Raw genomic sequence first — 23,480 nt, 5'->3', positions numbered from 1 at the left:
ATTTTGGGCTGGTCAAGAAGTTGACGGTATGTCATGATTCAACCGACAGGGTTGATTACTCGGGCTGCTGCGGCTGCTTGTGCGCCATGACGTACTGCGTGCCGCGCGCCTGTTCCAAACATTTTTTAACTATCTAGATAGAGGACCTCATTATGAAAGCTATGATCTTGGCCGCAGGCAAGGGTACCCGCGTGCGCCCCCTGACGTTTGACCTTCCCAAGCCGATGATACCGGTGCTGGGCAAGCCGGTGATGGCTTACCTGATCGAACACCTGGCCAAGTACGGGGTCAACGAGATCATGGTCAACGTCAGCTACCTGCACGAAAAAATCGAGGATTATTTCGGCGAAGGCCACCAGTACGGCGTCCAGATCGGCTACTCGTTCGAGGGATACACCAACAACGAAGGCGAAGTCGTGGCCGAAGCGCTCGGTTCGGCTGGCGGCATGAAGAAGATCCAGCAATTCGGCGGTTTCTTCGATGACACCACTATCGTCCTGTGCGGCGATGCGGTGATCAACCTCGACCTGAAATCGGCGCTGTTCGAGCACCGCCGCAAGGGCTCCAAGGCAACCGTGATCTGCCGCGAAGTACCTTATGACAAGGTGTCGAGCTACGGCGTGGTCGTCAGCGACAAGGATGGCCGTATCCAGCAGTTCCAGGAAAAGCCTACCCAGGAAGAAGCGCTGTCGAACTTTGTCAGCACCGGCATCTATATCTTCGAACCCGAAATCCTCGACCTGATCCCGGAAAACACCGTGTTCGACATCGGTTCCCAGCTGTTCCCGCTGCTGGTCGAGCAGGGCGTGCCGTTCTATGCCCAGAACCGCACGTTCAACTGGATCGACATCGGCAGCGTCAAGGATTACTGGGAAGTGTCGCAGAGCGTGATGATGGGCGAAGTGGCCCACATGGACGTGCCGGGCATCCAGCTGGCCGATGGCATCTGGGTTGGCCTGAACACCAGCATCGACTGGGAAGGCACCACCATCGAAGGCCCGGTGTACATTGGCTCGGGTTGCAAGATCGAGGCTGGCAGCACCATCATCGGACCAACCTGGATCGGCCACGGCAGCCATATTTGCGCCGGTGCCAAGATCGTGCGCAGCGTGTTGTTCGAGTACACGCGCGTGTTCCAGGACGTGAGCCTGGAAGAAATGATCGTCTTTAAGGAATACAGCGTCAATCGCGCAGGCGAGATGAAGCACGTGTCCGAGTACACCGCCAGCGAGTGGACCAATGCCCGCGATCGTCGCAGCAAACCGCGGTCCGAGGTAGAAATCGCAGCGTAAATAATGTCATATCCGGGGCAGCGCTCTCTGGCGCTGCCCCGACCAAGTTACTTGTCCCCGCTCATTCCTCGCTTCCTCCCCCTCGACATTCGTCACACTTCTCATAAATGCCAAAGTGATCACAATTGTGAGGCTTTTTTGCATCACACTTCGCAAGTATTTGATTTTATTCGCTAAATTTTCGAATTCGGCGTCGCTTTATGTGTCTTTCATAACGAAATTTTCACACTGTGGAACTCTTTTGTGTTGCCAGGAAATGTTTATACCGCAATGCAAAATGGTTTCAAAAAAATTATCTAAAGTAAGGAAATTGCAACGGAACATGGGATTCATTGTGCTATCATCCTCACAGTTGTTGTAAAAACACATTTTTGGCGACGTAGCGTAGCCATAACTTTTAGGGAATTTTCAAATGAAATTCAAGATGCTTGTAGCAAGCCTGTTGGCCGCCGCTTCGTTCAGCGCCGCCGCTGCCGATCAATCCGTGCCGGTCTTCGTCAACCCGACCAATGGCGACCAGAACCACTTCAACGGTCAGTTCACGCCAACCGACGGCATCCTGTCCGGCGGCAGCGACGTCATCACCCTGACCGGCTTGGCTGCCGGCTGGTACAACGTGGTTGTTACCATCAGCAGCCAGAACCTGAGTTTCAATAGCGTCCTGTCTAACCTGAACGGCACCAAAGGCACGTTCGATAACTACGGCAAATACAGCTTCGGTTATATCGCTTCGACCGACAAGGCGCCATTCGTGCTGTCGCTGTTCGGCACCGCAAACAGCGGCGCCACCTACAGCGGCGACATCACCGTCACCGCCGTACCAGAACCAGAAACCTATGGCATGATGATCGGTGGCCTGGCGCTGCTGGGCTTCATGGCTCGCCGTCGCAAAGCTAAAAACGCTGCCTGAGCAGCCAGGTGAGGCGGCAACGCCGCCCCGCTGACAAAAATCCCCCGCGCGTAAGCCCGGGGGATTTTTTTATGGGGCGCCGCCGCAGACCCCTATAATGGCGCCAGCCAGGTCGTGCCGACCGGGGATCATGGGAGTGGGGCGATGCGTTCATTTATCTTGTTGTCGCTGGGGCTGCTGGGTGCTGCCATTGCTGGCGGCGCCCATGCCGCGCTGGGTCCCAGCCAGCTGGCGCTGGTCGTCAACGACAACGAGCCCAACAGCGTGACGCTGGCCGCCGTGTACCGCGAAGCGCACCAGGTTCCCGACAAAAACATCATCCATGTGCGGCTCGATCCGCGCGCCCGCAAGCTCAGCCCTGAAGACTTCGCGCCGTTGCGCCAGCAGATCCTGGGGCAGCTGGGGCCCGAGATCCGCGCCGTGCTGATGGTGTGGACGGCGCCGTACGCGGTGGGCTGCAATGCCATCACCTCGGCGCTGACGCTGGGCTACGATGCCGATCAGTGCAACACGCCTTGCGGCCCCGGCAAGGCCAGCGCCTACTACGGCGACGGCAACGCGCTGGCGCCGGCGGCCGCCGCCATGCGCATCAGCATGCTGCTGCCCACCACGTCGCTCGACCTGGGCAAAGCCCTGATCGCGCGTGGCACCACCCGCAACTTCCGCTTGCCGGAAGCCAGCGCCTATTATCTGACCACGTCGGATACCGCGCGCAGTTCGCGGGCGCGGCTGTTTCCGCCATCGGGCAAGGTCAAGTCGCACGAACTGACCATCAAGAATATGCGCGCCGACGTGCTTGAAAACGCCAGCGACATCATGGTGTACCAGACCGGCATGATCAAGGTGGACAAGCTCGAGACCCTGAAATTCTTGCCCGGTGCGCTGGCCGACCACCTGACGTCCGCCGGCGGCGACCTGCTGGGCAGCAGCCAGATGAGCAGCCTGCGCTGGCTCGAGGCGGGCGCCACCGCCAGTTACGGCACCGTGTCCGAACCGTGCAACCACTGGCAAAAATTCCCGCAACCGGCCGTGCTGCTCAAGCGCTACCTGAGCGGCGACAGCGCCATCGAGGCTTATTGGCGCAGCGTGGCCTGGCCGGCGCAGGGCGTGTTCATCGGCGATCCGCTGGCGGCGCCCTACGCGCGGTGACGTTCGAGCCGGGGTGATTGATCCATTCGGACCAAGCACCTGTCATGATGTCGTCATGCAGATCCAATAATATACAAAATACAATATTCAAAACATTTTGTTAACCTGGATCGCACATGAACTCCATTCGCACTGCCGCCGCCATCCCCGGCCCCCGTACCCTGATCGCCGCCGCCCTGCTGGCGGCCTTGTCCGCCCAGGCCCGCGCCGATGCGCCCGTCGTCATCAGCCAGGTGTATGGCGGCGGCGGCAATAGCGGCGCCACCTATAAAAACGATTTCATTGAAATTTTCAACCGCAGCGGCGCCGCCGTCGATATCAGCGGCTGGAGCGTGCAATACGCCAGCGCCAGCGGCACCTCGTGGAACCCCACCCGGGTGCCGGCCAACACGCCCCCGCTTGAGCCGGGCCAGTATTTCCTGATCCAGCAGGCGGCTGGCACCGGCGGCACGACCGACCTGCCGACGCCCTATCTAACCGGGACGCTTGCCATGAGCGGCACCGCCGGCAAGGTGGCGCTGGTGTCGAACGGCACCGCGCTCACCGGCGCCAGCCCGACCGGCGGCGCACTGGTGGACCTGTTCGGCTATAACGCCAGCGGCTTCGAAGGTGCTACCGGTCCCGGCCTGTCCAATACCCTGGCCGCCTTGCGCGCCAACGGCGGCTGCACCGATACCGACAACAACGCCAGCGACTTTGCCACCGGCACCCCGAGCCCGCGTACCACTGCCAGCGAACCCAAGCAGTGCGGCGTGCCGGCCCAGCCGCCGATCGTGGCCAACTGCCCGGCCAGCCTGGCGCTGGCCGTGGGCCTGGGCGGCGCTGCCGGCCTGTCGGCCAGCGATGCCGACGGCATCGTCAATGCGGCAACGATTACCGCCGGCGCCGCGGGCGGCATCGCGCTGGCCGATTTCCAGTCGGCGCCAGCTGCCGGCGGCACGGCGACGGCCAACCTGACCGTGGCAGCCGGCCTGGCGGCCGGCACCTATCCGGTCAGCATCCGCTTCGACAACGACCAGTCGCAGCAGGCGGTATGCACGGTCAATGTCAAGATTGCCGCACCGGCCACGCTCACCCGTACCATCCCGCAAATCCAGGGCAGCGGTGCGGCCAGCCCGGTGGCCGGCACGGTGCAGACGACCGAGGGCGTGGTTACCGCCAAGGTCGGTTCCGGCTTCTTCATCCAGGACGAGGCGGGCGACGGCGATCCGCAAACCTCGGACGGCCTGTTCATCTTTACCACGGCCGCCAACACCGCCACCGTGCAGGTGGGCGACCGTATCCGCATTACCGGCACCGTGGCCGATTACGTGCCGACCGGCAGCAGCCATACCTATACCGAGCTGACCACCGTTACCGAGATCGTCGGCCTGTCCAAGGGCATTGCCATCGCGCCCACCAATATCGAACTGCCATTCGCCGATTTCACGCAAGTGGAAGGCATGCTGGTGCGATTCAATAACAACCTGACCGTGTCGCAATTGCAGTACCTGGCCGATCGCGGCGAGGTGACGCTGTCGTCGGGCCGGCTGGAAACGCCGACCAACCGCTACCGCCCGGGCTCGTCCGAGGCCGTTGCGCTGGCAGCCGCCAACGCACGCAACCAGATCATTCTCGACGACGGCATATTCACCACGCCTACCGTGATTCCTTACCTGGGTGCTGACGGTTCGCTGCGTGCCGGCGACACTGTCTCTGGCCTGACCGGCGTGATCGACTTCGGCGCCAAGGGCGGTGGCGGTGCGGCCTTCAAGCTGCAGCCGACCGTGCCGCCGGTGTTCTCGCAGGACAATCCGCGCCCGGCGCCACCGGCCCTGGCCAGCGGCAACGTCAAGGTGGCCAGCGCCAACGTCCTCAATTACTTCACCACATTTACCAACGGTGGCAACCACCTGGGCCAGACTGGCCAGGGTTGCAGCGTGGGCAGCGGCACGCCGTCGCGCTCGAACTGCCGTGGCGCCGACAACCTGCTCGAATTCCAGCGCCAGAGCGCCAAGATCGTCGGCGAGCTGAAAGCACTGGATGCCGACGTGGTGGGCCTGATGGAAATCCAGAACGACGGCGATTATTCGGTGTCGCAGCTGGTGGACGCTCTCAATGCCGCCATCGCACCGGGCAGCAAAACCTACGCGGTCGTACCCAAGCCGGTCACCACCGGCACCGACGCCATCCGCGTGGCCATGATTTACAAGCCATCCGCGCTGACCCTGCAAGGCACGGCCCTGACCGACAGCGACGCCATCAACAACCGTCCGCCGATGGCGCAAACCTTTGTCGCGCCCAACGGCGGCAAGTTCACGGTGGTGGTCAACCACCTGAAGTCCAAGGGCAGTTGCCCGACCGCTGGCACTGCCGAAGCCGACAAAGGCGATGGCCAGAGCTGCTGGAACCCCACCCGCGTACGGCAGGCACAGCGCCTGGTCGGCACCTTCGTACCGCAGGTGGTGGCTGCCGCCGGCGACCCGAAAGTGCTCTTGATCGGCGACTTCAATGCCTACGGCCACGAAGATCCGATCCAGACCATCATCAACCAGGGTTTTGTGAACCAGCTCGAGCGCTTCGTGCGCGGCGCCGGCGCCATGCCGTATTCGTACGTGTTCAACGGCGAAGCCGGCTACCTGGACCACGCGCTGGCCAGCACCGCGCTCAGCGCCCAGGTGGCCGATGCGGCCGAGTGGCACAACAATGCCGACGAACCGGTGGCGGTCGATTACAACACCGACGGCAAGCCGCAGGACAAGTACACCGACGCGCCATACCGCGCATCGGACCACGACCCGGTGGTGCTGACCCTGAACCTGGCGGGCGCTCCGGCCGATGTGACGGCCAGCGTGCGCACCGCGGCCTCGGGGCTGGTATTCGCCCGCGCCAGCGGCAAGTGGACCGGCACGGTCAGCATCACCAACACCGCCGGCACTGCGCTGACCGGTCCGTTGCAGATCGCCTTGAAAAACCTGCCGGCCGGCGTGGCGTTGTCCAATGCCAGTGGTAACCAGGGCGGGGCGCCTTACCTGACGGCAGCAGTGGCCAGCCTGGCGCCAGGCGCCACCATCACCGTACCGGTGAGCTTTACCAAGACCGGCACCGCCGCCATCACTTACACCACCACCGTTTACAGCGGCAATTTTTAAGGATTTACCATGTTCAAACCTGCTCTGACTTCCCTGCGCCGTGCCGCCCTGGTCCTGGCACTGAGTGCCTGCACCAGCCTGGCGTCAGCCGCCTCCGTGTTCCAGATCGAACTCGACACCAGTACGCTGGTGACCGCGAACGGCAACACCGGCTGGATCGACCTGCAATTCAACCCCGGTAATGGCGGCACCCCATATGCCCAGGCGCTGCTGACCAATTTCGTCGGCTTTGGCGATCCGACCACGGCCGAGACGGCTGGCAATGTCAGCGGTTCGCTCGCTGGCGGCTACGTGATCGGTAACGACGACGCGAGCGGCTACAACGACCTGTTCCACGCTGTCAATTTCGGCGGCAAGGTGGGTTTTACGGTGACCTTCAGCGGCGATCTCGATCCGTCCCTGTCGGGCCTCGGTTCGGCATTCGCGGTGTCGCTGTTCGATAGCAGCAAAACCGTGGCGCTGGGCACAGCCGGCGATGCACTGGTGGTGCTGAACTGGACGTCGCTGGGCGGCGCCACCGCCTCGTCGCTGGCGAACCAGATCGGCACGTCGGTCAGCGCGGTGCCGGAGCCGCAGACCTGGCTGATGCTGGGCGCCGGCCTGGCGCTGCTCGGTGGCGTGGCGCGCCGGCGCCGCTTCTCCGCCTGACACCCGCACGCCCAAGTTGCGGTTATTTATTTGAAGATAATATAAATATCAAAAATAAAACGTATTAGTCAGTGGGTGCTGGATATTGCATAGTGTTATTTTTACACGGATATGCCATGCCAGCCGCCCACATCCTTGTTATCGAAAACGACCGCGCGACCCAGCAACTGATTGCGCTCAACCTCGGCATGGCCGGCCACATCGTCAGCTGCGCGCCCGACGCTGCCAGCGCGCTGATGCTGCTCGAACACGACTGTCCCGACCTGATTCTGCTCGACTGGACCTTGCCGGAATGTCGGCGCGGACTGTCCGGACTGTCCGGACTTGCGCTGGTGCGCCGCCTGCGCACGCAACTGCATACGCGCGCGCTGCCGGTGATGATGGTGACCGCGCGCGCCAGTGAAGCGGACAAGATCATGGCGCTCGAGGGCGGCGCCGACGACTACATGACCAAGCCGTTCAGTCCACGCGAAATGCTGGCGCGCGTGCACGCCTTGCTGCGTCGTGCGCCGCGCAGCGCCGGCTGGCACAGTGGCGTACACGACCCTCTGGATACCGCCGGGCTGCGGCTCGATCCGCACACGCTGCGGGTGATGGCCGGGGCGCGCGAGCTGGCGCTGGGCCGGGTGGAGTTCAAGCTGCTCGACGTGCTGATGCGTCATCCGGGCCGCATCCACAGCCGTGCACAACTGCTCGACCAGGTCTGGGGCAACGCCGTGTACCTGGAAGAGCGCACGGTGGACACCCACGTGGGCCGCCTGCGCAGCGCGCTGCAGCCGGCCGGCTACCAGCGCCGCATCGAGACCGTGCGCGGCAGCGGCTACCGTTTCGTCGGTGCTGCGGCGTGAGCGCGCCATCGATGACCCCGGCGATGATCATACTCAGCGAGCGCGAGCAGGAGTACCTGCTGCACGCGGTGGAAGCGGCGCTGCCGGTGGACGATGCGCGGCAGTTTTTCCTGTGGACCCAGGGGCCATTGCAGGCGCTGTTGCCGCACCAGGTACTGGTGGCGCTGCACTTCGACGGCCAGGACCGGTTGCTGCACATGGAATGCCAGCACAGCACGGTGCTCGATGCCGGCCTGCGCCATCGCCTGGCCGGCGACGAGGGGCTGGCGGTACGCCTGGCGCGCCATTGCCGCCAGCACGGTTACCGCTCTTTGCTGCTCGATGCTGCCGATGGCGCCGATGGTGCTGATGCTGCGCATGCCGCCTACGGTTCCCCGGTCGCTGACGCTCCCCGTGCCGCCCAAGGCGCTCATGTCCTCCCGGGTGATGATGCCGGGGATGGCGCCTCCCCGCAATCCGTCGCGCCTTTTCGTTTTGAGCTGCGCGCATTGGGTTTTACTAACCTGGCGCTGCAAGCGACTAGCCGCTTGCCGGGCGGGTCCAGCGTGTTTGTGTTGCTGGGCTTGCCGCAGCGGCCGCATGCGCGCCATGCGTATTTCCTGGCGCTGCTGTTGCCGCACTTGCACCTGATGGTGCAGCACCTGGCGCAATGGCGTGCTGCCTGTGCCATCACCAGCGTCACGGTATTGACCCGGCCGGTCAGCGCGCGCGAAGTGGAGATTTTGCACTGGGTGCGCGAGGGCAAGACGAACGACGAAATCGGCCAGATCCTCGGCATCAGCGGGCTGACCGTGAAGAACCACTTGCAGCGGCTGTACCGCCTGCTGGGCGTTTCAAACCGAACCCATGCGATAGCGCGCGGCGCTGCCTTGCGGCTGTTCGAACAACCGCCGCCACACTGGTCCCGGCAACTGGCGTTTGCGGCGTGAGTGCCACACTATCTGCGGCCGTGTTCGTTGAAAAAGATTGTCTTCCCGGCAAACAGCATGGTAGCCTTGTCGAGTGGTAGCCACATGGCGCAGCAGGACTTTTAGAGTTGCATGTAACACGAAGGGAGTGGTTGGATGGATGTGGTAAAGATGCGCACGCAGACGGTAGCGGGCAGCAATAAATCGCGCGGTTTTACCTTGCTGGAGTTGCTGGTAGTCATCGTGATCATCGGTTTGCTGGCGGCCTACGTGGGCCCCAAATATTTCTCGCAATTGGGCAAGTCCGAAGTGACGATGGCCAAGGCGCAAATCAGTTCATTTGAAAAGGCGCTCGACACTTACCGCCTCGACGTGGGCCGCTATCCAAACACGGAAGAGGGCATGAACGCGCTGCTGGTGGCGCCGCCCACGGCCGGCGCCAAGTGGAACGGCCCCTACCTGCCCAAGGTGCCGTCCGATCCCTGGGGCCGTGCTTACCAGTACAAGGCGCCCGGCGCCAAAGCCGATTTCGAGATCACCTCGCTGGGCCGCGACGGCCAGCCTGGCGGCAGCGGCGACGATGCCGATATCGTCTCTCAATGAGCGTCTCCCAGTAAACGTCTCGCATAGCCCAGTCTTCACCGAAAGCCGACTTCATCATGCAGTTTGACGTACGCACCTTGTCGGCCGAGATGGTCATTTCCGAACTGGTCATCGATGGCCGCGACGAGGCTGATGCGCGTCGCCAGGTGGAGGCGCGCGGCCTGTTTGTCAGTGCCATCGCGCCGGCCGGCAAGGGACTGCGTGCCGGCGGCAAGCGCAGCGTGCTGTCGCTGGTGCTGTTCAGCCAGGAGCTGCTGGCGCTGCTGACTGCCGGCCTGGGCATCGTGGAGGGACTGGAAGCGCTGCTGGAAAAGGAGGCCAACCCCGGCACCCGCAGCGTGCTCGAGCGCCTGCTGGCGGGCCTGCGCGACGGCCAACGGTTTTCCGCCGTGTTGGCCGAGCAGCCCGACCTGTTCCCGCCGCTGTACATCGGCATCGTCAAGGCGGCCGAAGGCACGTCCGACCTGCCAAGGTCGTTGTCGCGTTTCATCGACTACCAGCAGCGCATCGACCTGGTGCGCGGCAAACTGGTGTCGGCCGCGATCTACCCGTGCATCCTGCTGCTCGTTGGCGGTGGCGTGAGCCTGTTCCTGATCGGTTACGTGGTGCCGCGCTTTGCCGAGGTGTACCAGGGCGCCGGGCGCGACCTGCCGTGGCTGTCGCAGCAAATGCTCAACTGGGGCCAGTTCGCCGGCGCCCACACCGGGCTGTTGCTGGGCATGATCGCCTTTGCGCTGACGGCGCTGGTGCTCGGCGTGCGGCGGCTGCTGCGCAACGGCGGCGTGCTGCGTTTGCTGGGCCGCCTGCCGGCCATCGGCGAGCGGGTGCGCATTTACGAACTTTCGCGCTTGTACCTCACGCTCGGCATGCTCAGCGAAGGCGGCATCACCATCGTCCACGCCATCAACACCGTGCAGGGCATGGTGTCGGCCGGGCTGCGCCAGAACTTGCAGGCGGCGCGTGCCGACATCGAGTCGGGCCAGCCGCTGTCCGCCGCCTTCGAGGCGCACCAGCTGACCACGCCGATCTCGCTGCGCATGCTGCGCGTGGGTGAGCGCACCGGCGACATGGGCCCGATGCTCACCCAGTCGGCGGCGTTCTACGACGGCGAGATCACGCGCTGGATCGAACGCTTTACCCGTACCTTCGAACCGTTGCTGATGGCCGGCATCGGCCTGGTGGTGGGCGCCATCGTGGTGCTGCTGTATATGCCGATCTTCGATCTGGCGGGAGATATGTCATGAGCGCCGACGCGCTGCCTGTAGAAATGGCGCCCGTGATCGATGCCGCGCTGCTGGCGCGCGCTCGCCACTTGCGCGCACAATCGAAGCGCACACTGGTCGAGGAGCTCGAAGGCTTGGCCGGGCTGGAGCCGCGCCAGCTGGTGCAGGCGCTGGCGCAGCCGTTCGCCATGCCGGTGCTGGAGACGGCCGACATGCTGGCCTGCGCGCCGGCCTTCGATCTGCTGCCGCTGTCGCAGGCGATGGCGCGCCACTGCGTGCTGCTGCGCACGCTGCCGGCGCAGGCAGGGGAACATGCGGGCCAGCTGCTGGCGGTAATCGCCGACCCGTTCGACCTCGACCTGCAAACATGGTTATCGACGCAGGCGCGCGCCACGCCGCACGCGCCGCTGCCGATGCGGCTGGCGCTGCGGGCCGACATCCAGGCCTATTTGTCCAAGCAGGAGGAGTCGGCGCGCGCCACCGACAACCTGCTGCCCGGCGCCAGCGAAGGGCGGCGCGACGGCAAGACCGCCGCCGTGCTGTCGTTCGCGTCGGTGTCGGAAGCGGCCAGTCCCGCCGTGCGGCTGGTCAACTCCACGCTGTACGATGCGCTCAAGGCCGGCGCGTCTGACATTCACCTGGAAAGCACAGCTGGCGGCCTGGCCGTGAAGTACCGCGTCGATGGCGTGCTCGATCACGCCACCGCCGTCAACGGTATCGAGGTAGCGGAGCAAATCATCTCGCGCCTGAAAGTGCTGGCCGAACTCGATATCGCCGAGCGCCGCGTGCCGCAGGATGGCAGCTTCCGGGTGGAGGCGGGCGGCCGCGAGATCGACCTGCGCGTGTCCATCATGCCCAGCATCCACGGCGAGGACGCGGTGATCCGTATCCTCGACAAGCGCGCCATGATCGAAGCCTATGGCTCGCTCACGCTCGAAGCCCTCGGCTTCGATGCGCCGTCGCTGGCCACCCTGCGCGTGCTGGCGCAGGAGGCTTACGGCATGCTGCTGGTGACCGGGCCTACCGGCTCCGGCAAGACCACCACCTTGTACGCCGCGCTCACCGAGATCCACAACGGCCGCGAAAAAATCATCACCATCGAAGACCCGGTGGAATACCAGCTGCCCGGCATCCTGCAAATCCCGGTCAACGAAAAGAAGGGCCTGACGTTTGCCAAGGGCCTGCGCTCGATCCTGCGCCACGACCCTGACAAGATCATGGTCGGCGAAATCCGCGACCGCGAAACGGCGGAAATCGCCGTGCAGTCGGCGTTGACCGGCCACCTGGTGCTCACCACCGTGCACGCCAATAATGTGTTCGACGTGTTCGGCCGCTTTACCCACATGGGCATCGATCCGTACGCGTTCGTTTCGGCCTTGAACGGCATCTGGGCCCAGCGCCTGGTGCGCATCAACTGCCCGCACTGCGCCGCGCAGTACACGCCGGACGACGCCGAACTGGCCAGCGTGGGCCTGACCCGCGCCGAAGCGCAGGACTACCTGTTCATGCAGGGCAAAGGGTGCGGCGACTGCCGCGGTACCGGCTACAAGGGCCGCCGTTCGATCGCCGAGATCCTCACCCTCAACGACGAAATCCGCGAGCTGATCGTCGACAAGCGGCCGATCCGCCAGATCAAGCAGGCCGCCCACGCCAACGGCACCCGCAGCCTGCGACTGGCCGCGCTGGAACTGGTCAAGCGCGGCGGCACCACGCTCACCGAGATCAAGCGGGTGACCCTGCATGCGTAACATGACAATGGCCATCGGACAATCGCTGCATCTCGGACAATCGCTGCGCATCGGCATCGCGCCGCACGCGGTGGGCCTGCTGCGCGTGAGCCGCTGGCGAGGTGCGCCGGTCACGGTGCTGGCCGAGCACACCATTGCCGCGTCGTCCGCGCACCCGTTCGACGCCATCGCCAACGCCTTGCGCACCTTGTTGAACGAGCAGGGCGTGGAACGCTGGCCGGCGGCATTCGTGCTGGCCGACGAACTGGCGCGCCTGTGGCGGGTGACGCCACCGCAGGGCGCCACCCGGCTTGACGACTTGCAAGCTGCCGCCGGCCTGCGCTTCCAGTCGCTGTACGGCGAGCCGCCGGCGGCCTGGCAGATCGGCGCCGACTGGAGCGCGGTGCAGCCGTTCTTTGCCGCTGCCGTGCCGCGCGCCTTGCTGGCGTCGCTCACGCTGGTGGCCGAAGAATTCCGGTTGGCTGTCGTCGGCGTGGAGCCGCATTTTATCAGCGCCTGGAACCGCTGGCACGGCGGCCTCAAAGCCGGCGCCTGGTATGCGCTGGTGCACGACGGCCTGATGACGCTGGCCCCGGTCGCCGCTGACGGCGTGCGCGCACTGAGGGTACTGCCGGTGCCGCCCGGCGCCGACCAGGCCTGGCTCACCCAGACCTTGCAGCGCGAGGCGTTGCTGCTCGACCTGCCGCCGCCAGCGCTGTTGCAGGCCTGTGGCGCGGTGCCGGCAGCCTGGCTGCGCGCGGCCGGGGTGGCCAATTCTGCTGGCACGGCCGCAGCGCCGGTCCGCTGCGAGGCGCTCGACCACGCACGGAAGGCGGTGTACGCGGGCTTTTCGCCGGTGGCGCAACTGGCCTGGGGAGGCGCACGATGACCAAGAGATCACGGGCCATGCGCATCGACTTCGCGCCGCGCAGCCTGCGCCGCACGCTGTTCCACGCCCATCCGGCGCTGCTGGCGGTGGGCGCATTGGGCGTGCTGCTGTGCACGGGCGCGGTGCTGTCCGCCACCCGGCTGGCCGACGAACGGCGCGACCGCGCGCAGCAGCTGCAACACGTGCAGGAGCGGGCGGCGGCCATGTCGGCGCGGCCGGCGCAGGTGGCCATGGTGGACATTCCCGAAGCGGAGGCTGCATTCGTCAACGGCGCCATCGCCCAACTGAACCTGCCGTGGCGCGAGTTGCAGGACGCCGTGGCGTCGGCCACGCCACCGGCCATCGCGCTGATCGCGCTGGAGCCCGACGCGCGCAAGCAGGTGCTCAAGATTACCGCCGAAGCGGCATCGAGCGACGACATGGTGGATTACGTCTCGCAACTCAAGCAGCAGGAAGCTTTCAGCGCAGTGGCCCTCACGCGGCACGACGTGCAGGAGACCGACCCGCATCGGCCGTTGCGCTTTCAACTGGAGGCCACATGGGTCAATCGGTGAAGCCCGCCCCCGGCGCAGGTACGGGCACCGGCGCCGTCGATGCAGCCCGCGTGCAGGCATTGATCCTGCGGGCGCGGCTGGCGGTGGCGCGCGTGGGTGCGCCGGCCTGCGTGGCGGCGGCGCTGTGCGTGGCCGGGGTGGCAGCCTGGGCCTGGCTGCTGCCGCAGCGCGCCGCCCATGCGCGGCTGATGGCGCAACCGCTGCCCACGCCAGCCTCGCTGCTGGCGCAGCAGCCGGCGGTGCCGCCGCCGTCGGCCAACCAGAACCTGGCCGACTTCTATGCCACGCTGGGCGAAAAACGCCACGCCGAACAGCAGGTGCGCACCCTGTTCGACCTGGCCGCCAAAGCAGGCCTGGCGCTGAACCAGGGCGAATATAAATCCAGCTACGACAAGGCCCGCCGGGTGAGCACGTACCAGGTCACCCTGCCCGTCAAGGGCGGCTACCAGCCGCTATGGCAGTTCGCCATGAACGGCTTGCGCGACATGCCGTTTGCCGCGCTCGACGAGGTGAGCTTCCGCCGCGAGACCATTGCCGATCCGGTGGTGGAGGCGCGCTTGCGCTTCACGTTCTACCTCAAGGATGCGCCATGAAGCCGTACCACATCGTGATGGGACTGGCCCTGGCCGGCGCTGCCGCGCTGGTGCTGTTCGGCGACCGCACGCCGGCCGGCGAGATCGTCGAACCGGTGGTGCGCCGTGGCGCGCCTGCCATCGCAGTATCGGACCGTGTGCGCGACCGTGCCGGGGCCGGGGCCAGGCCCGACGTGGCCATCGCGCGCCTGGTGCCGCGCGCGCAGCTGGTGGGCGCAGCGGGTGACGCCACCTTCGGCGCCGGGGAGGGCGTGTTCCTAGGCCAGAACTGGAATCCGCCGCAGCAACAGCAGCAGCCCACGGCCGCCGAGCGCGCGGCCGCCAACGCACCGGCGCCACCGCCGATGGCGCCGCCGGTGCCATTCAACTATTTCGGCAAGGCCGTGCAGGATGGCGCCTGGGAGGTGTACCTGGCGCGCGGCGACAAGACCTATATCGCCCGCAACCACAGCGTGATCGAGGGTGCCTGGCGCGTCGACCGCATCGCGCCGCCGCTGCTCACCGTGACTTACCTGCCATTGAACCAGGTGCAACAGATAAATATTGGAGCAATAGACTAATGGCGAGCCATGTAAAAAAAACCGGCCGGCAATTTGCGTTGCCGCCGCTGCTGGCCCTGGTGCTGGCGCTGGGCGGCTGCGCCGGCCAGATGGCCTACCGCGACGGCAATACGCTGATGGCGCAGGACCAGGTGGAGGCAGGTTTGCTCAAGTACCAGGAAGCGCTCAAGGCCGAGCCGACCAACGCCGAATACCGCGCCGCGTACGTGCAGGCGCGCGACCGCGCGGCGCAGGGTTTTATCCGCGCGGCCGAACGCCAGTTGGCCGACGGCCAGCCCGAGCTGGCCGAGCAGGGCTGGCGCCGCGCCCTGGCGCTCGATCCGGCCAACGAGCGCGCCCGCGCCGGCTTGCGCACGCTCGAGCGCAACGCCCGCCAGGCCAAGCTGCTGGCGATCGCGCGCGAGCATGTGGCCAGGGGCGAATACGACCTGGCCAAACAGCGCCTCAATGCACTGCTGACCGAGACGCCGTCCAACGAGCCCGCGCGCCAGTTGCTGCGCGAGGTGACGGAAAAGACCGCGCCGTCCGCCGTCGAAACCGGTCTGGCAAAAGCATACAAGCAGCCGATCACCATCGAGTTCCGCGATGCACCGCTGAAGCAGGTGTTCGAGGTGATCTCGCGCCGCTCCAACCTGAACTTCGTGTTCGACAAGGACGTCAAGACCGACCAGCGCACCACGGTCCTGCTGCGTAACAGCACCGTCGAGGCGGCGATCTATTTCCTGCTGCTGACCAACCAGCTCGAGCAGCAGGTGATGGACGCCAACACGGTACTGATTTATCCGAATACGGCCGCCAAGCAGAAGGAATACCAGGAGATGACGGTCAAGACCTTCTACCTGGCCAACGCCGACGCCAAGATGGTGGCCAACACCCTCAAGACCATCCTCAAGACGCGCGACGTGGTGGTCGATGAAAAGCTCAACCTGCTGATCGTGCGCGACAACCCGGAGGCGATCCGCCTGGCCGAGCGCGTGATCGCCACCCAGGACATGCCCGAAGCGGAAGTGATGCTGGAAGTGGAAATCCTGGAGGTCAAACGCAGCACGCTGATGAACCTCGGCGTGCAGTGGCCGACCAGCATCGGCATCAACCCGCTGACCGACCTTGCCGGCGATCTGACGGTCAACGAGTTGCGCAACCTGAACTCGGACCGCATCCTGCTGTCCGGGATCAGCGGCGCCATCAACATCAACAAGACCGACACCGACTCCAACCTGCTGGCCAATCCGCGCATCCGCGTACGCAACAAGCAAAAGGCGAATATCGTCATCGGCGACAAGCTGCCGGTGGTCACGCCCACCGTGTCGGGCGGCGTGGGTGGCTTTGCCAGCGAGAGCGTGACCTATGTCGATGTAGGCCTCAAACTGGCGGTGGAGCCGACCATTTACCTGAACGACGAAATTGCCATCAAGGTGGAGCTGGAAGTGAGCAACCTGGTCAGCACCTTGACGACCAAAAATGGCAGCACCGCGTACCAGCTGGGCACGCGCCAGGCCAGCACCACCTTGCAACTGAAGGATGGCGAGAACCAGGTGCTCGCGGGCCTGATCAACAACGAGCAGCGCGGCACCGGCAACAAGATTCCCGGCGCCGGTGATTTGCCGATCCTGGGCCGCCTGTTCGGCACCCAGCGCGACGACAACCAGAAGACTGAGATCGTGCTGTCGATCACGCCGCGCCTGATCCGCAACGTGCAGCGGCCCGAGGCCTCCGCCTCGGAATTCTCGGCCGGCACCGACGCCAGCTTCCGCCGCCGCCCCGACCTGAGCGCGCGTCCCGCCGTGCAAATGCCGGCGCTACCGGGCGCCCAGCCACGGCCGGGCGTGGGCGCGGTGGTCGAACTGGCGCCGCCTGCGCAAACCGCGCCGGTGACGTTGTCGCCGTCGCAGCCTTCCGGTCCGTCGCCGCAGCAACTGCAACAGCAGCAGTTCCAGCAAATGCAGCAGCAACAGCAATTGCAGCAGCAACAGCAGCCGCCACAATCGGGTCAGCCGGCGGAGCAGGCCGCGCCGCCGGCCGAACCTGCACCGCCAGCTACGCCTGCGCCAGCAGCGCCGGTGGAAGAATCACCGATCCCCTCGGTACCGCCGCCGGTGCAAGATGTGCCGCTGTCGCGCGGCCAGCCCGCGCCGTTGCCGCCGGCGTCGGGCCAGCCCCGCCCGCTGCAATGACCGGGACCTGACAACGATGCGCGCGCGCGGCTTTACCCTGATCGAACTGCTGGTGACGCTGGCCATTGTCGGCCTGCTGGGCGCACTGGTGATTCCGACCGCGCAAGTGGTGGTGCAGCGGCGCCAGGAGCAGGACTTGCGCGAGGCGCTGCAACAGATCCGCAGCGCCATCGACGCGTACAAGCTGGCTTACGACCAGGGGCGGGTGACGCGCAGCGTGACGTCCACCGGCTACCCGGGCCGCCTCGACGTGTTGGTCGAGGGCGTGCCTGACATCCAGAACCCCAAGCAGGCCAAGATTTACTTCCTGCGCCGGGTGCCGCGCGATCCGTTCAATCCCGATGCGGCGCTGACCGATGCGCAAACCTGGGGCAAGCGCAGCTACGCCAGCGAAGCCGACGATCCGCGCGAGGGCGACGATGTCTACGACGTCTACAGCCTGAGCGAGAAAGCGGGCCTGAACGGCGTGCCCTACAAAAAGTGGTGATCATGAAAAAAACGGCCAGGGGCTTCACACTGATCGAACTGCTGGTGGTGCTGGGCATCGTCGCGCTGATGCTCACGCTGGCCGTGCCGCGCTACTTCCCCAGCGTGGACAAATCGAGGGAGGTGGTACTGGCCGATAACCTGCGCAACCTGCGCGGGCTGATCGACCAATATTACGGTGACACGGGCCGCTATCCCGATTCGCTGGACCAGCTGGTGGAGAAAAAATACCTGCGTGCGCTGCCGCGCGATCCGATCACCGATAGCGACAGTACCTGGATCATCGTGCCGCCCGAGGATGGCCTGAAGGGCAATGTGTACGACATCAGGAGCGGGGCGCCGGGCAATGACCGCAGCGGCAAGCCTTACGCCGACTGGTGATGCGCGGCCGGCCAGCACATCCACGCCGGGAAGGCGGTTTTACCTACCTGAGCGTGATCATCGTGGTAGCGATCATCGGGCTGGTGGCCGCCGCGTCGCTCAAGCTGGGCGCCACGGTCCAGCGCAGCCGCGCCGAGCAGCAACTGCTGGTCATTGGCGGCGCCTTCAGCGATGCGCTGCAAAGCTATGCCGACGCCACGCCGGCCGGCCAGCCGCCGCAACCGCCGTCGCTCAAGGAACTGCTGCGCGACCCGCGTTTTCCCACGCCGCGCCGCCACTTGCGCAAGATCTTTGTCGATCCGATGACGGGCAAGGCAGAGTGGGGCATCGTGTACCTGGGCGGGACAACCGGCGTGATGGCGGTGTACAGCCTGTCGGATGCGCGGCCGGTCAAAATCGGCAATTTCCCGGCGCGCTTCCAGAGCCTGGCGGGCAAGCGCAAGATTTCGGAGTGGCGTTTCGTGGCCAGCGGCCCCGGCACGCCGGGCACGCAAGGCGCCAATACCGGCGCCGCGCCGGCAGATGCACCGCCCGGCGCCGCGCTGCCGCAGCCGTTGCCGGAATTGCCGCCCGCCCGGCCGCCGGCCGAACCCGAGCCCGAACCCGAGCCTGCGTCCGAACCTGAACCCCGGAACGAGGCGGTAATGCCGCCAAGTTAAGCCTTTCCCGACAGCAAACTGATGATTCGTCATTCCCGCGCAGGCGGGAATCCACAGGAAGCGTGGTCATGAGCTCAGCATAGATTCCCGCTTTCGCGGGAATGACGGCTCTTAACTTGGTGGCATTGGGAACGAGGCAGCGCAGTCCACCGCGACCTGATGCCAATGCCGTCAGGTCATGCGGGCGGCTGGTTTTGCCAGACTAAAACGTCGCCCGCACCGGCCGCGCTCAGCGCATGCGGAGCTTGATTGCACGGCACGGAAACCTGGTGCGCGAGGTCAGCGCGCCATGCGCTTGAAGTCGCGCGGCCGGAATCCCAGTACCAGCAGCGCGCCAAAGTACACCACGCAGCACACGCCGATCACCAGGAACAGCGCTCCCACGCGCAGCAGGGGCTGGTGCTGCATGGCCAGCCAGTTGACGTGGCTGGCGCCGTACCAGGCCGTGGCGCCCATCAGCGCACAGGCGATCACCAGCTTGGCAAAAAACAGCGGCCAGCCTGGCTTGGGCCGGTAGATGTCGCGCTTGCGCAGGCCGATATACAAGAAGCTGGCGTTCACGCAGGCGCCCAGACTGATCGACAGCGCCAGGCCGGCCACCGCCAGGTACGGCACGAAGATCATGTTCATCAACTGGGTGGCGACCAGTACGCCGATGGCGATGCGCACCGGCGTGCGGATGTCCTGCTGCGCATAAAAGGCCGGCGCGAGGGTCTTGACCAGGATGATGCCGAGCAGGCCCACGCTGTAGGCGATCAGCGGTTCGGACGAGGCTTGCGTGGCGGCGGCGGTAAAGGCACCGTTCTGGAACAGGGTGGCGATCAGCGGTTCGGCCAGCGTGGCCAGGCCGACGGCGGCCGGCATGGCCAGCAGGAAGGTCAGGCGCAGGCCCCAGTCGAGTAGCGACGAGTACTCTTCGCGGTCGCCGCTATTGTTGGCTTTCGACAGGCTCGGCAGCAGGATGGTGCCCAGCGCCACGCCCAGCAGCGCGGTGGGGAATTCCATCAGGCGGTCGGCATAGGTCAGGAACGAGATGCTGCCCTCGGCCAGGCGCGAGGCGATGCCGGTATTGATCAACAGGCTGATCTGGGCGGCAGACACTGCAAACACGGCCGGTCCCATTTTTTTTAATACGCGGCGCACGCCGGCGTCGCGCAGGCCGATGGCCGGATTCCACGACAGCCGTGGCAACATGCCGATCTTGATCAGCGCCGGAATCTGGATCGCCACCTGCAGCACGCCGCCCACGAACACGGCGATCGCCATCGCGTAGATCGGCTGTTCCAGGTGTTGTTGCAAAAACAGCGATGCCAGGATCGACGAGATATTCAGCAGCACCGGGGTAAACGCCGGAATCTTGAACTCGCTCCAGGTATTGAGGATGCCGCCAGCGAGCGCCACGAAGGCCATGAACGAGATGTAGGGGAACATCAGGCGCGTCATCCACACGCCGGCGTCGAACGACTCGGGGGCGAGGCCGCCGCCGACAGCGAGCAGCAGCGCGGGCGCGGCGATGATGCCGATGATTGTGACCACCAGCGTGGCCCACACCAGCGTGGTGCCCACGTGGTCGGCCAGCGAACGGGTTTCTTCCAGCGTTTTCTTGTTCTTGTATTCGGATAAAATGGGCACGAACGCCTGCGAGAACGCGCCCTCGGCAAACAGCCGGCGCAGCAGGTTGGGCAGGCGGAACGCGATGTTGTAGGCATCCGTCATGCCGCCGGCGCCAAAGGCGCGGGCAATTAAAATGTCACGCAACAACCCGGTGATACGGGACAGCATGGTCATGCTGGAGATGGCGGCGAGGGTTCTGAGCAAGTTCATGGGGCATGATTATAGTTGCTCCGGGCGGAAAAGATCGCTATAATCGCTGGCTGTACAGAATTCTGTTATGCAGACAATAATTGTTTGGCAGGCAGCAGTTTGACTCACTTGGTTCGGCACACGAACGACCTGTTTGGCAAACGATAATGTTTGCAAACTACCTTTATTTTAGGAAATTCCATGGCAAATACCGCACAAGCGCGCAAACGTGCTCGTCAAGCAGTTAAACAAAACGCGCACAACTCGTCGCAGCGTTCGACCCTGCGCACTGCAATCAAAGCAGTTCGTAAAGCAATCCAGGCTGGCGACAAAGCCGCTGCTGCTGAAATCTTCCAGAAGTCGGTGTCGACCATCGACAGCATCGCTGACAAGAAGATCATCCACAAAAACAAGGCCGCTCGCCACAAGAGCCGCCTGGCCGCTGCTGTCAAGGCACTGGCAACCGCCGCTTAATTCCCCCTTCGGGAATAGCAGCAAAAACCCGCCTGGCTTCGGCCAGCGCGGGTTTTTTCGCATTGGCAGCGGGTTATGCTCCGGCCGGCGGCCGGAGCTGGTTCCTAGGGCTTGAGATCCTTCGAAGACACTTCCATCCACTCGCCCGGCAGCAGCGGATGGGTGGCCAACGAGATGCCGCCAATGGCGGTGCGCAGCAGCCGCAAGGTCGGCAAACCTACCGCTGCCGTCATGCGCCGGACCTGGCGGTTCTTCCCTTCCTGTAACGTGATCGCCAGCCAGCTGGTGGGCTGTTCGGCGCGCTGGCGGATCGGCGGATTGCGGGGCCACAGCCATTCGGGTTCGGCGATGCGCACGGCCTGGCAGGGCAGGGTGGTGAAGTCGCCGAGCTCGATCGGCGCCTGCAGCCTGGCCAGGCTGGCCGCGTCGGGCACGCCGTCCACCTGCACCAGGTACACCTTGGCTTCCTTGTGGTCGGGGTGGGCGATGGCGTGCTGCAGCTTGCCGTCGTCAGTGAGCAGCATCAGGCCTTCGCTGTCGTAGTCGAGGCGGCCGGCGGGGTAGATGTTGGGAATGGCCAGATGGTCGGCCAGGGTGGCCTTGCCGTCCTGCGGCGAGAACTGGCACAGGACCTGGAACGGTTTGTTAAAAAGTATGAGGGCCATGCTGTAGAGGGTGGGATTGGTGTAGGCTAGCGCCTCGCATGATAGTCGTGCATAATGCGAAACAGTGTCTTATGTCTTATAGAAGAGTAGTTGGCTTCTTGATCCTGGAGCAGCATTGTAGCTGTTTGCCCGGTGTCCCCTGGTGCCCATTTAGGAGTACGCGATGTACCAACATATCAATGTCCCTGCCGACGGCCAGAAAATCACCGTCAACGCCGATTTTTCCCTGAATGTGCCAGATAATCCGATCATCCCCTTCATCGAGGGCGATGGTACCGGCATCGACGTCACGCCGGTGATGATCAAGGTGGTCGATGCCGCTGTCGCCAAGGCGTACGGCGGCTCCCGCAAGATCCACTGGATGGAAATCTACTCGGGCGAAAAATCGACCCGCGTGTATGGCCCCGACGTCTGGCTGCCCGAAGAAACCCTGGCCGTGCTCAAGGACTACGTGGTGTCGATCAAGGGCCCGCTGACCACGCCGGTGGGCGGCGGCATCCGCTCGCTCAACGTGGCGCTGCGCCAGCAACTGGACCTGTACGTGTGCCTGCGCCCGGTGCGCTACTTCCCCGGCGTGCCGTCGCCGGTCAAGGAGCCGGAAAAAACCCAGATGGTGATCTTCCGTGAAAACTCCGAAGACATCTATGCCGGCATCGAGTACGAGCAGGGGTCGGAAGGCGCGAAAAAACTGATCGACTTCCTGGTCAGGGAAATGGGCGTGAAAAAGATCCGCTTCCCGGAAACCTCGGGCATCGGCGTCAAGCCGGTCTCGATCGAGGGCACGCAGCGCCTGGTACGCAAGGCGTTGCAGTACGCCATCGACAACGACAAGCCTTCGGTGACCATCGTCCACAAGGGCAACATCATGAAATACACCGAGGGTGGCTTCCGGGACTGGGCCTACCAGGTGGCGGTCGAGGAATTCGGCGCCGAGCTGATCGACGGCGGCCCGTGGTGCAAATTCAAGAACCCGAAGACCGGCCGCGACATCGTCATCAAGGATTCGATCGCTGATGCATTCTTGCAACAAATTCTGCTGCGTCCGGCCGAGTACAGCGTGATTGCCACCCTGAACCTGAACGGCGACTACATCTCCGACGCGCTGGCGGCCCAGGTGGGCGGCATCGGCATCGCTCCGGGCGCCAATATGTCCGACTCGGTGGCCATGTTCGAAGCCACCCACGGCACCGCGCCCAAGTACGCGGGCAAGGATTACGTCAACCCCGGTTCGCTGATCCTGTCGGCCGAAATGATGTTGCGCCACATGGGCTGGACCGAGGCGGCCAACCTGGTCATCAAGGCCATGGAGCGCTCGATCATCTCGAAAAAAGTCACCTACGATTTCGCCCGCCTGATGGACGGCGCCACCCAGGTGTCGTGCTCGGGCTTTGGCGAGGTGATGGTCGAGAACATGGAATAAGCAGGGGATCATCCACTGTCAAAGCTCCGTTCCTGCGCAGGGCGGAGCTTTTTTCATTCGGGGGAGCAATTGCGCCGCGTAGGATCGGTACAACACTTCGCCTCGGTCGAACCCAACCGTACGGGCGAAAAAAAACCCCGCAGACGGGGTTTTTGTACATCGATGCCACCAAATTACGTGGACTGGATGTTGGAAGCTTGCTTGCCTTTAGGGCCTTGCGTGACTTCGAATTGAACTTTTTGACCTTCTTTGAGGGTCTTAAAACCGTTCATGTTGATTGCGGAGAAGTGCGCGAACAAATCTTCGCCGCCGTCATCTGGAGTGATGAAGCCAAAACCTTTGGAATCATTGAACCACTTAACAGTACCTGTTGCCATAAAAAG

23 protein-coding genes are annotated in these 23,480 nt (G+C 64.4%); 20 read left to right on the top strand and 3 right to left on the bottom strand.

Annotation, left to right across the window (positions count from 1 at the left end; genetic code table 11):
• The first annotated feature begins 152 nt into the window (after positions 1–152).
• The 18 genes from SR858_RS19605 to SR858_RS19520 all read left to right on the top strand — a co-directional run bounded on the left by SR858_RS19605 (position 153) and on the right by SR858_RS19520 (position 18,735).
• Complete coding sequence (locus SR858_RS19605) at positions 153–1,292, top strand: sugar phosphate nucleotidyltransferase (protein WP_026637287.1); 1,140 nt, start codon at positions 153–155, stop codon at positions 1,290–1,292.
• Positions 1,293–1,704: 412 nt separating this feature from the next.
• The gene (locus tag SR858_RS19600) at positions 1,705–2,202 is read left to right on the top strand and encodes an FxDxF family PEP-CTERM protein (protein WP_019921860.1); all 498 of its coding nucleotides are present in this window, start codon (positions 1,705–1,707) and stop codon (positions 2,200–2,202) included.
• 144 nt (positions 2,203–2,346) lie between these two features.
• Positions 2,347–3,351 carry a TIGR03790 family protein gene (locus tag SR858_RS19595; RefSeq protein WP_019921861.1) on the top strand — a complete coding sequence of 335 codons (1,005 nt, stop codon included), beginning with the start codon at positions 2,347–2,349 and terminating at the stop codon, positions 3,349–3,351.
• A gap of 116 nt (positions 3,352–3,467) precedes the next feature.
• Positions 3,468–6,482 (top strand): ExeM/NucH family extracellular endonuclease, encoded by a 3,015-nt coding sequence (locus tag SR858_RS19590; RefSeq protein ID WP_019921862.1) that lies wholly within the window; start codon positions 3,468–3,470, stop codon positions 6,480–6,482.
• Between the two features lie 9 nt (positions 6,483–6,491).
• Entirely contained in the window at positions 6,492–7,130 is a 639-nt protein-coding gene (locus SR858_RS19585) for an NF038129 family PEP-CTERM protein (RefSeq protein WP_019921863.1), read from the top strand.
• A gap of 116 nt (positions 7,131–7,246) precedes the next feature.
• Positions 7,247–7,978, top strand: a complete 732-nt coding sequence (locus SR858_RS19580; protein ID WP_019921864.1) for a winged helix-turn-helix domain-containing protein — start codon at positions 7,247–7,249, stop codon at positions 7,976–7,978.
• Between the two features lie 23 nt (positions 7,979–8,001).
• A complete protein-coding gene (locus tag SR858_RS19575) occupies positions 8,002–8,907 on the top strand; it encodes a LuxR C-terminal-related transcriptional regulator (protein WP_019921865.1) in 906 nt (301 codons plus the stop codon).
• 135 nt (positions 8,908–9,042) lie between these two features.
• A complete protein-coding gene (gene gspG, locus SR858_RS19570; protein WP_019921866.1) occupies positions 9,043–9,489 on the top strand; it encodes a type II secretion system major pseudopilin GspG in 447 nt (148 codons plus the stop codon).
• Positions 9,490–9,545: 56 nt separating this feature from the next.
• Positions 9,546–10,733, top strand: a complete 1,188-nt coding sequence (locus tag SR858_RS19565; protein WP_019921867.1) for a type II secretion system F family protein — start codon at positions 9,546–9,548, stop codon at positions 10,731–10,733.
• Positions 10,730–12,460: a GspE/PulE family protein gene (locus SR858_RS19560; protein WP_019921868.1), complete on the top strand. Its 1,731-nt coding sequence runs from the start codon at positions 10,730–10,732 to the stop codon at positions 12,458–12,460. The genes SR858_RS19565 and SR858_RS19560 overlap by 4 nt, the downstream gene beginning before the upstream one ends.
• On the top strand, positions 12,453–13,328 hold the full coding sequence (locus tag SR858_RS19555; RefSeq protein WP_322533786.1) for a hypothetical protein: 876 nt from the start codon (positions 12,453–12,455) through the stop codon (positions 13,326–13,328). Before SR858_RS19560 ends, SR858_RS19555 begins: the two co-directional genes overlap by 8 nt.
• A complete protein-coding gene (locus SR858_RS19550; protein ID WP_026637289.1) occupies positions 13,325–13,882 on the top strand; it encodes a PilN domain-containing protein in 558 nt (185 codons plus the stop codon). Before SR858_RS19555 ends, SR858_RS19550 begins: the two co-directional genes overlap by 4 nt.
• Positions 13,867–14,475: a hypothetical protein gene (locus tag SR858_RS19545; protein WP_019921871.1), complete on the top strand. Its 609-nt coding sequence runs from the start codon at positions 13,867–13,869 to the stop codon at positions 14,473–14,475. The genes SR858_RS19550 and SR858_RS19545 overlap by 16 nt, the downstream gene beginning before the upstream one ends.
• Entirely contained in the window at positions 14,472–15,035 is a 564-nt protein-coding gene (locus SR858_RS19540; protein WP_019921872.1) for a hypothetical protein, read from the top strand. Before SR858_RS19545 ends, SR858_RS19540 begins: the two co-directional genes overlap by 4 nt.
• Positions 15,035–17,209, top strand: coding sequence for a secretin N-terminal domain-containing protein (locus tag SR858_RS19535; RefSeq protein WP_019921873.1), 2,175 nt, complete (start codon positions 15,035–15,037; stop codon positions 17,207–17,209). The genes SR858_RS19540 and SR858_RS19535 overlap by 1 nt, the downstream gene beginning before the upstream one ends.
• Before the next feature lie 16 nt (positions 17,210–17,225).
• Positions 17,226–17,696, top strand: a complete 471-nt coding sequence (locus SR858_RS19530) for a type II secretion system protein (RefSeq protein ID WP_019921874.1) — start codon at positions 17,226–17,228, stop codon at positions 17,694–17,696.
• Between the two features lie 2 nt (positions 17,697–17,698).
• Positions 17,699–18,076 carry a type II secretion system protein gene (locus tag SR858_RS19525; RefSeq protein WP_040377749.1) on the top strand — a complete coding sequence of 126 codons (378 nt, stop codon included), beginning with the start codon at positions 17,699–17,701 and terminating at the stop codon, positions 18,074–18,076.
• Positions 18,076–18,735, top strand: a complete 660-nt coding sequence (locus SR858_RS19520; RefSeq protein WP_019921876.1) for a type II secretion system protein — start codon at positions 18,076–18,078, stop codon at positions 18,733–18,735. The genes SR858_RS19525 and SR858_RS19520 overlap by 1 nt, the downstream gene beginning before the upstream one ends.
• Before the next feature lie 279 nt (positions 18,736–19,014).
• On the opposite strand, the gene murJ is transcribed toward SR858_RS19520, so the two are convergent.
• Positions 19,015–20,559, bottom strand: coding sequence for a murein biosynthesis integral membrane protein MurJ (gene murJ / locus SR858_RS19515; protein WP_026637291.1), 1,545 nt, complete (start codon positions 20,557–20,559; stop codon positions 19,015–19,017).
• Positions 20,560–20,739: 180 nt separating this feature from the next.
• Between murJ and rpsT the strand changes: the two genes are divergently transcribed.
• Positions 20,740–21,012: a 30S ribosomal protein S20 gene (rpsT, locus tag SR858_RS19510; RefSeq protein WP_019921878.1), complete on the top strand. Its 273-nt coding sequence runs from the start codon at positions 20,740–20,742 to the stop codon at positions 21,010–21,012.
• Between the two features lie 104 nt (positions 21,013–21,116).
• Here the strand turns inward: rpsT and SR858_RS19505 are convergent, their stop codons facing one another.
• Complete coding sequence (locus tag SR858_RS19505; RefSeq protein WP_019921879.1) at positions 21,117–21,677, bottom strand: pseudouridine synthase; 561 nt, start codon at positions 21,675–21,677, stop codon at positions 21,117–21,119.
• A gap of 163 nt (positions 21,678–21,840) precedes the next feature.
• Here SR858_RS19505 and icd point away from each other — a divergent pair, with 163 nt between their 5' ends.
• Complete coding sequence (gene icd / locus SR858_RS19500; protein WP_019921880.1) at positions 21,841–23,097, top strand: NADP-dependent isocitrate dehydrogenase; 1,257 nt, start codon at positions 21,841–21,843, stop codon at positions 23,095–23,097.
• A 173-nt stretch (positions 23,098–23,270) separates the two neighbouring features.
• On the opposite strand, the gene cspE is transcribed toward icd, so the two are convergent.
• Complete coding sequence (gene cspE / locus SR858_RS19495) at positions 23,271–23,474, bottom strand: transcription antiterminator/RNA stability regulator CspE (protein WP_019921881.1); 204 nt, start codon at positions 23,472–23,474, stop codon at positions 23,271–23,273.
• Positions 23,475–23,480 lie beyond the last annotated feature (6 nt).

This window comes from Duganella zoogloeoides (assembly GCF_034479515.1).
In the GTDB taxonomy this organism is placed as follows: Bacteria; Pseudomonadota; Gammaproteobacteria; order Burkholderiales; family Burkholderiaceae_D; genus Rugamonas; species Rugamonas zoogloeoides.
This window is presented reverse-complemented; position numbering and strand designations above follow the sequence as displayed.